This window comes from Curvibacter sp. EU05-FHT14A10, assembly GCF_058791075.1.
On record NZ_JBYTDE010000017.1, the window covers coordinates 82,136 to 94,478 of the forward strand.

Annotated in this window: 13 protein-coding genes; 8 read left to right on the forward strand and 5 right to left on the reverse strand. The window is 66.4% G+C overall.

The window, feature by feature from the left end:
* The first annotated feature begins 7 nt into the window (after window positions 1–7).
* The 6 genes from AC3WUT_RS25060 to AC3WUT_RS25085 all read left to right on the forward strand — a co-directional run bounded on the left by AC3WUT_RS25060 (window position 8) and on the right by AC3WUT_RS25085 (window position 5,018).
* A complete protein-coding gene (locus AC3WUT_RS25060) occupies window positions 8–1,351 on the forward strand; it encodes an MFS transporter (protein ID WP_492349785.1) in 1,344 nt (447 codons plus the stop codon).
* A gap of 52 nt (window positions 1,352–1,403) precedes the next feature.
* On the forward strand, window positions 1,404–2,105 hold the full coding sequence (locus AC3WUT_RS25065; RefSeq protein ID WP_492349786.1) for a 3-oxoacid CoA-transferase subunit A: 702 nt from the start codon (window positions 1,404–1,406) through the stop codon (window positions 2,103–2,105).
* Between the two features lie 2 nt (window positions 2,106–2,107).
* Window positions 2,108–2,800 (forward strand): 3-oxoacid CoA-transferase subunit B, encoded by a 693-nt coding sequence (locus tag AC3WUT_RS25070; RefSeq protein WP_492349787.1) that lies wholly within the window; start codon window positions 2,108–2,110, stop codon window positions 2,798–2,800.
* A 113-nt stretch (window positions 2,801–2,913) separates the two neighbouring features.
* On the forward strand, window positions 2,914–3,741 hold the full coding sequence (gene pcaD, locus AC3WUT_RS25075; RefSeq protein WP_492349788.1) for a 3-oxoadipate enol-lactonase: 828 nt from the start codon (window positions 2,914–2,916) through the stop codon (window positions 3,739–3,741).
* A 16-nt stretch (window positions 3,742–3,757) separates the two neighbouring features.
* The gene (catC, locus tag AC3WUT_RS25080; RefSeq protein WP_492349789.1) at window positions 3,758–4,036 is read left to right on the forward strand and encodes a muconolactone Delta-isomerase; all 279 of its coding nucleotides are present in this window, start codon (window positions 3,758–3,760) and stop codon (window positions 4,034–4,036) included.
* A 1-nt stretch (window position 4,037) separates the two neighbouring features.
* The gene (locus AC3WUT_RS25085; protein ID WP_492349790.1) at window positions 4,038–5,018 is read left to right on the forward strand and encodes a Bug family tripartite tricarboxylate transporter substrate binding protein; all 981 of its coding nucleotides are present in this window, start codon (window positions 4,038–4,040) and stop codon (window positions 5,016–5,018) included.
* Window positions 5,019–5,039: 21 nt separating this feature from the next.
* Here the strand turns inward: AC3WUT_RS25085 and AC3WUT_RS25090 are convergent, their stop codons facing one another.
* The 5 genes from AC3WUT_RS25090 to AC3WUT_RS25110 form a co-directional block, all read right to left on the reverse strand.
* On the reverse strand, window positions 5,040–5,993 hold the full coding sequence (locus tag AC3WUT_RS25090) for a cyclase family protein (protein WP_492349791.1): 954 nt from the start codon (window positions 5,991–5,993) through the stop codon (window positions 5,040–5,042).
* 140 nt (window positions 5,994–6,133) lie between these two features.
* Window positions 6,134–7,132, reverse strand: a complete 999-nt coding sequence (locus AC3WUT_RS25095) for a Bug family tripartite tricarboxylate transporter substrate binding protein (RefSeq protein ID WP_492349792.1) — start codon at window positions 7,130–7,132, stop codon at window positions 6,134–6,136.
* A gap of 31 nt (window positions 7,133–7,163) precedes the next feature.
* Window positions 7,164–8,663 (reverse strand): flavin-containing monooxygenase, encoded by a 1,500-nt coding sequence (locus AC3WUT_RS25100; RefSeq protein WP_492349793.1) that lies wholly within the window; start codon window positions 8,661–8,663, stop codon window positions 7,164–7,166.
* 33 nt (window positions 8,664–8,696) lie between these two features.
* Complete coding sequence (locus tag AC3WUT_RS25105; protein WP_492349794.1) at window positions 8,697–9,554, reverse strand: alpha/beta fold hydrolase; 858 nt, start codon at window positions 9,552–9,554, stop codon at window positions 8,697–8,699.
* 101 nt (window positions 9,555–9,655) lie between these two features.
* The gene (locus AC3WUT_RS25110; protein ID WP_492349795.1) at window positions 9,656–10,432 is read right to left on the reverse strand and encodes an SDR family NAD(P)-dependent oxidoreductase; all 777 of its coding nucleotides are present in this window, start codon (window positions 10,430–10,432) and stop codon (window positions 9,656–9,658) included.
* A 199-nt stretch (window positions 10,433–10,631) separates the two neighbouring features.
* Here AC3WUT_RS25110 and AC3WUT_RS25115 point away from each other — a divergent pair, with 199 nt between their 5' ends.
* Window positions 10,632–11,444, forward strand: a complete 813-nt coding sequence (locus AC3WUT_RS25115; RefSeq protein ID WP_492349796.1) for an IclR family transcriptional regulator — start codon at window positions 10,632–10,634, stop codon at window positions 11,442–11,444.
* 52 nt (window positions 11,445–11,496) lie between these two features.
* Window positions 11,497–12,327, forward strand: a complete 831-nt coding sequence (locus AC3WUT_RS25120; RefSeq protein ID WP_492349797.1) for a 3-ketoacyl-ACP reductase — start codon at window positions 11,497–11,499, stop codon at window positions 12,325–12,327.
* The last annotated feature ends 16 nt before the right edge of the window (window positions 12,328–12,343 follow it).

The following is a 12,343-nucleotide window of genomic DNA, read 5'->3' on the forward strand; positions in this document are numbered from 1 at the left end:
ACAACCCATGAGACACATCGACCTGCACAAGCTGGCAGACGAGGCCAGATTCAGCGGATTCCACCGGGGCGTGCTGCTCTGGTGCGCCTTGATCATCATCTTTGACGGCTACGACCTGGCCGTGGCGGGCATTGCCTTGCCCTCGATCATGAAACAGATGGGCGTGAGCCCCACCAACGCGGGCTTCATGGTCAGCTCAGCCCTGTTCGGCATGATGTTCGGCGCCATCTTCCTGGGCACTGTTGCCGATCGCATCGGGCGCCGGATGGCGATTGCGATCTGCATCGCCCTGTTCAGCGTGTTCACCGCAGCGGCGGGCTTCAGCAGTGATCCGGTGACCTTCAGCGTCATGCGCTTTTTGGCGGGGCTGGGCATTGGGGGCGTGATGCCGAACGTGGTGGCGCAGATGACCGAGTACGCACCCCGCAAGGTCCGCAGCACGATGGTCACGCTGATGTTCAGCGGTTACGCCGTGGGCGGCATGCTGGCGGCTGTGGTGGGCAAGGGGCTGATCGAGAGCTATGGTTGGCCCTCGGTGTTCCTGGCCGCGGGCCTGCCGGTGCTGCTGATCCCGGTGATCTTGAAGGCCATGCCCGAGTCCATGCCCTTTCTCATCAAAACCCAGCAGGTGGCCCGGCTGCAGGCCATTGCCGTGAAGCTCGATCCGGCCTTCCAGCCGCAGCCGGGTGATTGCTTCGACCTGCCGCAGCAAGACCGCGATGCGAGTGCCCCCATTGGCAAGCTGTTCCAAGAGGGCCGTGGCTTCAGCACCGTGATGTTCTGGGTGGCCTTTTTCATGTGCCTGTTCATGGTCTACGCCCTGAGCTCGTGGCTGACCAAGTTGATGGCGGGGGCTGGCTACACCCTGGGTTCGGCGCTGACCTTTGTGCTGGTGCTGAATTTCGGCGGCATGTTCGGCGCCATCGGTGGCGGCTGGCTGGCCGACCGCTTTCCCATCAAGTACGTGCTGGTCGGCATGTACCTGCTGGCCGCGGTGTCGATCACCCTGCTGGGCTATCCGGTGCCCACTTCGGTGTTGTTTGTTCTGGTCGGCTTGGCCGGCGCTTCGACCATCGGCACCCAGATCGTGACCTATGCCTACGTCGGTCAGTACTACCCCATGGCTGTGCGTTCCACCGGCATCGGCTGGGCCTCGGGTGTCGGGCGCAGCGGTGCCATCCTGGCGCCGATCGTCATCGGCAGCCTGGTGGCCATGGCCTTGCCGCTGGAGAAGAACTTTCTGGCCATCGCCTTGCCGGCTGTGATCGCTGCGGTGGCCGTGTTCTGCATCCAGCACAGCCGTGCTGCGCAAGCCAAGGCCGTGCCGGCCGCTGGCGTGGCGCTGAACTGAGCCCACGCTTTGCCGCGACCTCTTCCATCCTTGCTTTGAAAGACAGATTTTCATGATCAACAAAATCGCCAACTCGGTGGCCGAGGCGATGGCCGGCATCCCCGACGGGGCCACCATCCTGATCGGGGGCTTCGGCACGGCCGGCATTCCCAATGAGTTGATCGAGGGCCTGATTGAGCAAGGTGCACGCGATCTCACGGTGGTCAACAACAACGCCGGCAACGGCGAGACCGGTCTGGCCGCGTTGCTCAAGACCGGGCGGGTGCGCAAGATCATCTGCAGCTTTCCGCGGCAGGCGGACAGCCAGGTCTTCGATGGCCTGTACCGGGCCGGCCAGCTGGAGCTGGAACTTGTTCCGCAGGGCAATCTGGCAGAACGCATCCGTGCGGCCGGTGCGGGCATCGGGGCCTTCTTTTGCCCCACCGGCTTCGGCACCGAATTGGCGGGTGATCGAGAGACGCGCGAGATCGATGGCATACACCATGTGCTCGAGTACCCGATCCGGGGTGATGTGGCTTTGATCAAGGCCGAGGCGGGTGACCGCTGGGGCAATCTGGTGTACCGCCAGGCCGCGCGCAACTTCGGCCCCGTGATGGCCATGGCGGCACGCCGCACCATTGCCACGGTGCACGAGATCGTGGAACTGGGCGCCCTGGACCCCGAAACCATCGTCACGCCTGGGATCTTCGTCAACAAGATCGTGCAGATCGACCGCGTTGCCACGCAGGCTGGCGGCTTCAAGAAGGCAGCATGAACATGGACTACCAAGCTCGCACCAAGGATCAGCTCGCAGCGCGGGTCGCCCAGGACATCTTCGACGGCGCCTATGTCAACCTGGGCATCGGCATGCCCACCCAAGTGGCCAATCACCTGCCCGCAGGTGTCGAGGTGGTGCTGCACAGCGAGAACGGCATCCTGGGCATGGGCCCGGCACCGGCCCCTGGCCGAGAGGACTACGACCTCATCAACGCCGGCAAGCAGCCGGTCACCCTGCTGCCGGGCGGCGCCTTCTTTCACCATGCCGACAGCTTTGCCATGATGCGTGGCGGCCACCTCGACATCTGTGTGCTGGGCGCCTTCCAGGTGTCGGCCACGGGCGACCTGGCCAACTGGAGCACCGGCGAGCCGGGCGCCATCCCCGCTGTGGGCGGCGCCATGGACCTGGCGATTGGCGCCAAGCAGACCTGGGTCATGATGGACCTGCTGAGCAAGTCGGGCCAGAGCAAGGTGGTGGCGCAGTGCAGCTACCCCCTGACGGGGCTGGCCTGCGTGAAGCGTGTCTACACCGACCTCGCGACGTTGGCCTGTACACCCCATGGGTTGCAGCTGATCGACGCCGTCGAGGGGCTCAGCCGGGAGGCGCTGGAAAACATCGTGGGCCTGCCCATCGTCCCCATTGCCCCCTGTGCGCCCAGCCCGGCCTCAGTCGGTGGAACGGCCCATGACTGAGCCTGTGTTCAATGGCGACACTGTCCGCCTGCCTTTCGGCCGGCACGGCGGTGTGCTGTCTTGCATTCGATCGATGTTTGAACGTGTCTGAACGTGTTTGAAGGATGAAGTCCATGTCCCCACCAAGCCCCTCCTTTCCAACGCCCTTGGCCACATCCCGCGGCACGTTCCGCGTCTGCGTCGATGGGGATGCCGCTGCGCCTGCTTTGATCCTCTCCAATTCGCTGGGGACCACCCTGGAGATGTGGGACCCGCAGGTCGAGGCGCTGTCAGAAAGCCACCGCCTGATCCGCTACGACACACGAGGACACGGTGGCAGCCCGATCACGCCCGGGTCCTTCAGCTTCGAGGACCTGGGGCTGGACGTGTTGGCCGTGCTTGACGCCCTGAACATCGAGCAGGCTGCGTTCTGTGGCATCTCCATGGGGGGGCATACCGGGCTTTGGCTGGGCGCCCATGCGGGCCAGCGGTTCAACGGCATTGCGGTCTGCAACAGTGCGGCCCGGATCGGTTCGGCGCAGGGCTGGCATGAGCGCGCCAAGGCGGTGCGTGAAGGCGGCAAACCCGCCCTGTTGGCCCTGGCCGAGTCTGCGCCGGGCCGCTGGTTCAGCGCTGAGTTTGTTCGGGCGCATCCGGCCGTCGTGCAACGTGCCCAATCCTGGATGGCCGGCATCGCGCCGCAAGGCTATGCAGCCTGCTGCGAGGCCCTGGCCACGTCCGATCTGCGCACAGAGCTGCACCGGATCAGCACGCCCACCTTGCTGTTGGCGGGGGCCTCTGACCCGGTCACCACGGTGGCCGATGCGCAGGCCATGGAGGCGAGCATCGCCGGTGCCCAGCTGTCCGTGCTGGAGGCCTCCCACCTTTCCAACCTCGAAGCACCGCAGGCATTCAATCAGGCGGTGCTTCAGTTTCTTGCAACCCTGGAACAAGCTTCCTGATCTTTGAGGACATCCTATGCTGTACCTGGTTCACATGGTCGTCGACATTCCCTCGACCCTCGATCCCGAAGAGGCCGCCCGCATCAAGGCCGACGAAAAGGCCTACTCACAGCAGCTTCAGCGCTCCGGCCAATGGCCTCACCTCTGGCGCGTGGTGGGTGAGTACGCCAACTACAGCGTGTTCGACGTCGCCAGCAACGACGAGTTGCATGACATCTTGAGCCAGCTGCCGCTGTTTCCTTTCATGAAGATCACGGTCACACCGCTGGCCAAGCATCCGTCTTCGATTGCCTGACATGGCCATGAACCGAAGAACGCTGGCCATGCTGACCGCAGGCCTCATGCTGCCCTGGGGCACGCAAGCCCAGACCGAAGCCCGATGGCCCAACAAGCCCGTGAAGTGGGTGGTGCCGTTCCCGCCGGGTGGGGCGATGGACGTCATCGCTCGTACCCTCGGCGATCGCCTTGCCCAGGACCTCGGGCAGGCCTTTGTGATCGAGAACCGACCTGGCGCCGGGGGCAACATCGGCGCTGACTATGTGGCCAAGCAGCCTGCAGACGGCCACACGATCATGATCACCTCGATCGGCATGGCGACCAACAAGGCCTTGTACCCCAAGCTCAGCTACGACCCGGTGAAAGACTTCACGCCGGTCAGCCTGCTCGCTGTGGTGCCGAACGTGCTGGTGGTCAATCCCGCCCGCAGCAGCGACAAGTCGGTCAAGGACGTGCTGGCCCACGCCAGGCAAGCGCCCGGCCAGCTGACGTATGCGTCCGCCGGCAACGGCACGTCCATCCATCTGGCCGGCGAAGTGTTTGCGTCCATGGCTCAGCTGAAACTGCTCCACATCCCCTACAAGGGCAGTGGCCCGGCCGTGACCGACATGCTCGGTGGGCAGGTCGATCTCATGTTTGACAGCATCACCTCCGCGCGGCCCCACATCCAGTCGGGCAAGTTGAAGGCGCTGGGCGTGACCTCGGCGCGGCGTTCATCGGCATTGCCCGAAGTGCCCACCATCGCGGAAGTCGGCGTGCCGGGCTACGAGGTGTCACCCTGGTTTGCCGTGTTTGCGCCTGCAGGGACGCCCCCAGACGTGGTGGCCAGGCTGAACAAGGCACTGATCACCGCCATGCGTCAGCCCGAGATCGTGCGCAAGCTCGAAAGCGTGGGGGCTGAACCGATCGGTTCGACACCTCAGGCGCTGGCTGAGCACCTGAACAAGGAGCTGCTGCGTTGGGGCGCGCTCATCCAGGAGCGGGGTATCCGGTTGGACTGAGTGCGCGCCCGGCCCAGGCCATCAGCGGATCGCCACCGGGTTCACCACCGCCTGCACGCCGCCCGCGTAACGCGGGGTGCCCAGCACGAACATGAACTCCCAGGCCTGGTCACGCACCAGTTCATCGGTGCGCACGTATTCGAGGATGTAGGTTCCACTGCGGGCCAGCAGGTGCTGGTGGATGTCGAAGGCTTCATTGCCTTTTTCGTTGGGCAGTACTTCGACCGCCCAGTTGTCGGCCCCCACGGCCACCACGCCCAGGTCAGTCAGGTAACGGGCGCCATCCAGGCCCAGGCCGGGCTCGCCGGCCAGGAAGCGGGCATTGTCCTGCCCGATCAGGCCCAGCCAGCCGGTGTGCAGCAGCACCACGTCGCCGCGGCGCAGCTCAATGCCTTGCCGTTTGGCGGCGCCTTGCAGGTCGGCGCGCTGGAAGGCGTGGCCTTCCTTCAGGCGCTCGCTGCCAAAGTAGCCGGCCATGTCCAGCACCACGCCGCGGGTCACGAAGGGCGGAATGCCCTCGATGCCCAGCCGGGTCAGGCCGGTGGCGGTCACGAAATCGCTGGCCTTGTTGCCGTTGTAGTAGACGTTGTCGATGCCGACATGACCCAGGCCGTCGATTTGCGTGCCCACGGCCACCCAGGCGGCCAGGATGTCGTCGTTGTAGCTGGACTTACTTGGCCCCAGGGTGGCGCCACCCACCTGGCCGGGCTGCACGACGGTCATGCGGAAGCTGCGTGGCGCCAGGGCGGGCGTGTCAGGAGTGGTGGGGATGGCCAAGGAATAGGTCTTGCCACTGCGCACCAGGCGGCTGGCCTGCAGCGCCAGGCCTGGTGTCAGGTAGTTGGCGGCGCCGATCTGGTCGCCGGCGCCGAAGCGTGAAGGCGCGGGGGTGGGGCCGTCATGGGCCAGCGCAAGGCTGCTCAGCGCAGCGAAGGCTGCAGCGGCGGCCCAAGAGATGGAAAGTGGACGTGGCATGGTTCTGTCTCCTTGTGACCCGGGTGGCACCGGGTTTCTGTGCTTGAAAATGGGCCTCGGACGAGGCCCTGGCTTCCAGGCCGTGCCTCGCGGGCCCGGCACGGGATTCGGGGGCCACCCGCCAGGGGCGGGGGCGGCCATCAGTCGGCCGTGAAGCCTGAGGCCTTGATCACGGGGCCCCAGCGTTTGGCGGCTTCGTGGCCGCGTTGGTTCAACTCGTCGGCGCTCTTGCCGACCGGCAGGGCACCCAACACCATCAGGCGTTCGCGCACGGCGGGCTGGGCCAGCACCTGGGCCAGGGCCTGGTTCCAGCTGGTGACCACCGCGGGCGGTGTGCCGGCCGGGGCATACAGGCCGTTGAAGCCCATGCCGCTGATGCTGGGAAACCCCTGTTCGGCAAAAGTGGGCACCTCGGGGATTTGGGGCATGCGTTGTGGCGAGGACACGGCCAGCAGGCTCACTTTGCCGGCCTTGTACTGCTCCAGCACGCTGCCCAGCACGTCGATGCCGCAGCTCACCTGGCCACCCATCAGGCCCAGCATCAAGGGGGCGCTGCCTTGGTAGGGCACGTCCTCCAGCTTGACGCCGATGGTCTTGCCCAGCGCCATGCCGAAGAAATGATGCGGTGCCCCGCGGGCGGGCACGCCGTATTGGGCACGCTCGGGGTTGACCCGGGCCCAGGCGATGTACTGGGCCAGGGTCTTGACCGGGGGCTCGCTGCCCGCCACCAGCACAAAGGGGAACTCGCTCACCGTGCCCACGGGCACCAGGTCCTTGGCAGGGTCATAGTTGAGCTTGCTGTAGGTGAAGGGATACAGCGCCGTCAGGGCATCGGGGCCTAACATCAGCACGCTGCCATCGGGCTTGGAGCCGCGCAGCAGATCGACGGCGAGACGGCCACCGGCGCCGGGGCGGTTGTCCACCAAGACTGGCCGCTTGAGAACGGTCTTGAGTTCGTTGGCCAGCAGGCGGGCCACGGCATCAAAGCCGCCCCCGGCCGGGAAACCGACCAGGATGCGGGCGGGGCTGGGTTCCTGCGCCTGAGCAGGCAGGCAGGTGGCGGCCAAGGCGGTCAGGCCGGCCAGCAGGGTTGCCCTGCGGCTCAGGTGCGAGGAGGTGGTGGTGTGTGGGTTGCTCATGTTTTTGTCTCTTTCATTCAAGGTGTAAGGCTCAGGCGTGCAAGGGTGTGTGGCGGTAGCCCTCGGGGTGGAAGTGCCCGTTGGCATCGCGGAAGGCGTGGGCGTAGTCGGGCCAGACCAGGGTCAGGCGACCGCTGCGGGGGTCCACATACCAGCTTTTGCAGCCGCCGGCCAGCCAGACCGTGCCCTGGCTGCGCTGGTGCAGGGCGTCCATGTAGGCGTTCTCTGCCTGGGCGTCGGCCTCCAGCACCGCCACTTGCTGTGCAAGCATGTGGTCCAGTGCTTCGAGCAGGTAATCCACTTGCGCCTCGATGATGTAGACCACCGAGTTGTGTCCCAGGCCGGTGTTGGGGCCATTGAGGATGAACAGGTTGGGAAAGCCGTTCACGGCGATCGAATCGAAGGCCTGCATGCCCTGGTCCCATTGGGCGTCCAGGCTGTGGCCCTGGGAGCCGAACACCCGTTTGGCAAAGGGCGGGCGGGTGGCTTCGAAGCCGGTGGCCAGCACCAGCACGTCCAACTCATGTGCGGCTCCGTTGGCGGCCACCACTTGTGATCCGTCCACACGGGCGAGGGCAGACGCCTCCAGCGTGACGTTCGGGCGGGTCAGCGCAGGGAAGTAGTCGTTGGAGATCAGCAGGCGCTTGCAGCCCACCTCGTAATCGGGCGTTAGTTTTTGGCGCAGCGCCAGGTCGCTGACTTGGCGGGCCAGGTGGCCCAGGGCCAGGTCTTTGGCCTCTTGCAGAAAGCGCGGCACATTGCGGCGTTGTGCAAAGTTGTATTCGCCATTCCAAAAGAACTCGGAGCGCAGTGCATGCATGCGTTCGGGGTCGCGGGCAAACAGGCGCTGCTCTGCCGCGGTGTAGGAACGGTCGGCGCGTGGGATCACATAGGCCGCGCTGCGCTGGAACACCACGAGTTCACGGGCCAGTTCGGCCATTTGCGGCACGATTTGGATGGCTGATGCCCCTGAGCCCACCACCCCGATGCGTTTGCCCTCCAAGTCGGCCTGGTGGTTCCAGCGGGCTGAGTGGAAGACCTCGCCAGTGAAGCTGTCCAGTCCCGGTACTTCGGGCAGTCGCTCGTCGGCCAGGTGGCCGGTGGCAGTGATCAGTACTTCGGCTTCGTAGGTTCCCTGGTTGGTTTCCACCACCCAGCGGCTACGGTCCGCCTGCCAGCGCGCGGCCAACATGTCGGTGCCAAAGTGGATGTGCGGCAGAAGGCCGCTTTCCTGGGCGCATCCACGCAGGTATTGCTGGATCTCCGGGCCGGGCGAGAACACACGCGACCAGTTCGGGTTGGGGCGGAACGAGAAGGAGTAAAGGTGTGAGGGCACGTCGCAGGCGCAGCCCGGGTAGTCGTTGTCGCGCCAGGTGCCCCCCACGTCGGCGGCGCGTTCCAGCACCAGAAAGTCGGTGTCGCCGCGCTGGCGCAGGCGCATACCCAGGCCCAGGCCGGCGAAGCCGGCGCCGATGATGATGAGGCGGGCCTGGCGTTGGGCGCTGTCAGGCGTGGAGTTGGAGGGGGTCATGATGAGTGGGTCCGGATTTGAAAGGGGGTTGGCTCAGGGACGGGTGGCGGGGATGCGCGTGCCGGCTGCGTGGGCCTGTGGGGCGCGGGTGAATTGGTCGATGGCATGGAACAACTCGGCCGGGCGTTCGAACACCACGGCATGGCCTGAGCTCAGCTCCAGGTAGCGCGCGTCTTCGATGGCACCGAACAGGGCCAGGCTGTGGTGGCGCGGCACCATCTGGTCTTCGCTGCAACCGATCACCAAGGTGGTGGCGCGGATGGCAGCCACCTGGGGGCTGATGTCCACCCGGCCGTTGAGGGCCATCTGCCGGTCCACCCAGGGCGACAGCGGGATGGCCGCTGCCGCGCCCTGCAGGTCACCCAGGCTGCGCGGCAGCATGAATGCGGGGCTGAAGGCGCAAAAGGCCATGAACTCGCGCAGCAGCGGGCCGTCTGGCAGGGCCTGGCGCAGGCCGTGCCAGACGTGGCTGCGCAGCTGCTGCTGGGTGTCGGTCTGGATCCAGCCGGCCACCAGCACCAACTGGTGCACCACGTCGGGGTGCAGGCCGGCCGTGGCGGCGGCCACCACGGCACCCAGGGAGTACCCGGCCAGGGCGAAGGGTTGGCCTGGGCCCAGCACCCGGTCGGCCACCGCCATCACCTGGCGCACCAGGTCTTCCACCTGCAGGGGGGCCTGGGTGTCGGCACCCGGGCTCAGGTCGAGAGAGACCACGCGCTGGCGGTAGGCCAGCATGGGAAACAGGTAGCCGAAGTGGCTGTTGGTGCTGCCGGCGGTGCCGTGCACCAGCAGCAGGGGCAGGCGGCCGCTCTGGTGGGGGCCGGCGTCGTAGTAGGGCACGCTGGCGCCGTCGATCGCGACGGTGCCGCTGGCTTGCAAGGCGAGGGTCATGGACGTTTTCCTTTTGCTGATGGCGAAGCGATGCCCTCCCGCCGTCCGGGCGGGTTGCAGCATCGAATGAAGAAACAGGGGCCGGGGGCGGCCGGCGAGGCTCAGTAGGTGGCGCGGCCACCCGAGAGGTCGAACACCGCGCCGGTGGAGAAGCTCACCGCCGGGCTGGCCAGGAACAGCACCATCTCGGCCACCTCTTCAGGCTGGCCGGGGCGGCGCATCGGGATGCGCTCCAGCAGTTGCCGCTTGAGCTCGGCGCTGAACCACTCGCTGCGCAGCATGGGCGAGTCGATCAGCGCGGGGGCGATGGCATTCACGATCACGCCCTGGGTGGCCAGCTCCTTGCCCAGCGTCTTGGTCATGGCGATCACGCCGGCCTTGGCGGCCGCGTAGCCGCCGCTCAAGGGGTGGCCCTCCATGCCGGCGGCCGAGGCCACATTGACGATGCGCCCATAGCCTGCCGCCACCATGTGCGGTACCAGCGCCTTGCACAGGTAGAACTGGCTGCTGAGGTTCAGCGTCAGGTCGTGCTGCCAGTCTTCCAGCTCGATCTCCCACAAGGGGCGCTGCGCGCTGCCGCGCCCGGCGTTGTTCACCAGGATGTCGAGCCGGCCAAAGTGGGCCAGGGCCTGGGCCAGCACCCGGGCCCCCAGGCCTGGGTCGCACACATCGGCGGCCAGGGGCAGGGCCGGGCTGCCCTGGGCCTGCAGCAGGCGCGCGGTTTCATGGGCAGCGGCTTCATCCAGGTCCAGGGCCAGCACGGCGGCGCCGGCACGGCCCAGGCGCAGGCAGCAGGCGCGGCCGATGCCGCCCCCGGCGCCGGTCACCACGGCCACCTGGCCGGACAGGGGGAGGGCGGATGGCAAGGGCTCAGACATGCTTTGGCCCTTTCATAATAAGTCCGTTGAATGGAATAAAAATTGCGGGCTTTACCCAGCTCAAACAGCACTGTTTCACGTCTTGTCTCCGTGCATTCACTATGATCAATGTCAACGATGTGAAAAATTCTAGGACAGCCTGTTCTGCTGTTTCACTCAAATAAGTCCGTATAACGGAACATCAAAAAGGAGACGCTGCATGAATGACCCCCTGGACGAGCCGATGGACGAGGCGCCTGCTGACGAGGGGCAGAGGACCCAGGTGGTGACCAGGGTGGCCGAGCTGCTGTCACGCATTTCGCGCGAGGGGCCGCGTGGGGCCCGGCTGAAGGACCTGGCGCTGGACACGGGCATTGCGCGCTCGTCGGTGCACCGCCTGCTGGGCGAGTTGTGTGCGGTGCGTCTGGTGCAGCAAGGGAGTGATCGCCGCTACACGCTGGGGCCGGCGATGTTCTCGCTGGGCCTGTCTGCACCCAGTCCGATCCGCGACTTTCAACGCCTGCGTGCACTGGCCCAGGCGCTCGCCGACGAATGCGGTGATGTGGTCTATCTGAGCCTGCGTCAGTTCCATGGTGTGCACTACTTGTTGCGTGCTGAGGGCGACTACCCCATCCGCACCCACCTGGTCAGCGTGGGCGACACCAAACCCTTCACGGCCAGCTATTCGGGCCTGGCCCTGCTGGCCCACATGGATCAGGGGCTGCAACGCGAGGCCTTGCATCGCCTGGCTCTGGATGCGCCTGAGGACTGGATCCAGGCTCACCGGGTGCAGTTGGAGCGCAGCCTGCGCGACAAACTGGCCGACACGCTGCGGCAGGGCTATTGCGCGGGCCCCAACACCGTCATGCCGGGCGTGGCGGGCATGGCCGCCCCCGTGCTGTCGCGCAGCCAGGCGCCCTACATGGCCCTGTCCATCTCGGCGGTGGAGCCGCGCCTGAACCCTGACCGGGTCCAGGCCCTGGCGCCCAGCCTGCTCAAGACCGCCGCGCTGATGAGCGAGTGGATCGACTGAGCGCTGCCTTGCCCCCGGCCCTTCTTTTCTTTCTTCAAGCGGAACCCTTTTCATGACGACCTCTGTTCTTTCTTCTTCCACGGCCCGCCTTGGGTCTGCGGCCACACGACGCCCGGTGGCCCTGGTCACCGGTGGCCTGCAAGGCCTGGGGCGCGGCATCACCGTGCAACTGGCCCGCGATGGCTTTGACGTGGCGGTGCTCGACCTGCCCGAGGCCGGCAGCGTGGATCCAACCTCGCTGGTGGTGCCCGAGGCGCCTGAGGCGCGCATCCACTACCAGCGCCTGGACATTGCCGACCTGGGGGCCCACGAGGCTGCGTTGGGCGCTGTTGAGGCGGCGCTGGGCCCGCTGACCTGCCTGGTCAACAACGCCGGCATTGCCGCGCGGCCATTGACCGACCTGCTGGCGCTGAGCCCGCAGGCCTTCGATCGCTCGGTGGACATCAACCTGCGTGGCACCTTCTTTCTGAGCCAGGCTTTTGCGCGCCACCTGATCGCGCATCCGGCCGAGCTGGGGGCCTACCGCAGCCTGGTCTTCATCACCTCGATCGCGGCCGAAATGGTGTCGCCCGACCGCGCCCAGTACTGCACCACCAAGGCGGCGCTCTCCATGGTCAGCCGCCTGTTCGCACTGCGCCTGGCCGCCGAGAACATCCATGTGCACGAGGTGCGCCCGGGCTTCATGCGCACGGCCATGACGGCCTCGGCCGGCACCGAGGTGATCGACCGCTGGATGGAAGAGGGCCGCGTGCCCCAGCGCCGCTGGGGCACGCCCGAAGACGTGGGCCTGGCCGTCAGCACCCTGGCCCAGGGGCGCCTGCCTTACATGACGGGCCAGCCTTTGTGGGTGGCGGGTGGTTTGAACATCGCGCAGGCGACTTGAGGGGGTGATCTGAAGG

Bases quoted from the DNA above. Each gene is read 5' to 3' on its own strand.
- AC3WUT_RS25100 (WP_492349793.1), bottom strand. From the start codon at position 8,663: ATGACCCCCTCCAACTCCACGCCTGACAGCGCCCAACGCCAGGCCCGC.
- AC3WUT_RS25095 (WP_492349792.1), bottom strand. From the start codon at position 7,132: ATGAGCAACCCACACACCACCACCTCCTCGCACCTGAGCCGCAGGGCA.
- AC3WUT_RS25065 (WP_492349786.1), top strand. From the start codon at position 1,404: ATGATCAACAAAATCGCCAACTCGGTGGCCGAGGCGATGGCCGGCATC.
- AC3WUT_RS25105 (WP_492349794.1), bottom strand. From the start codon at position 9,554: ATGACCCTCGCCTTGCAAGCCAGCGGCACCGTCGCGATCGACGGCGCC.
- AC3WUT_RS25085 (WP_492349790.1), top strand. From the start codon at position 4,038: ATGGCCATGAACCGAAGAACGCTGGCCATGCTGACCGCAGGCCTCATG.
- AC3WUT_RS25070 (WP_492349787.1), top strand. From the start codon at position 2,108: ATGGACTACCAAGCTCGCACCAAGGATCAGCTCGCAGCGCGGGTCGCC.
- pcaD (WP_492349788.1), top strand. From the start codon at position 2,914: ATGTCCCCACCAAGCCCCTCCTTTCCAACGCCCTTGGCCACATCCCGC.
- AC3WUT_RS25120 (WP_492349797.1), top strand. From the start codon at position 11,497: ATGACGACCTCTGTTCTTTCTTCTTCCACGGCCCGCCTTGGGTCTGCG.
- AC3WUT_RS25110 (WP_492349795.1), bottom strand. From the start codon at position 10,432: ATGTCTGAGCCCTTGCCATCCGCCCTCCCCCTGTCCGGCCAGGTGGCC.
- AC3WUT_RS25090 (WP_492349791.1), bottom strand. From the start codon at position 5,993: ATGCCACGTCCACTTTCCATCTCTTGGGCCGCCGCTGCAGCCTTCGCT.
- AC3WUT_RS25060 (WP_492349785.1), top strand. From the start codon at position 8: ATGAGACACATCGACCTGCACAAGCTGGCAGACGAGGCCAGATTCAGC.
- catC (WP_492349789.1), top strand. From the start codon at position 3,758: ATGCTGTACCTGGTTCACATGGTCGTCGACATTCCCTCGACCCTCGAT.
- AC3WUT_RS25115 (WP_492349796.1), top strand. From the start codon at position 10,632: ATGAATGACCCCCTGGACGAGCCGATGGACGAGGCGCCTGCTGACGAG.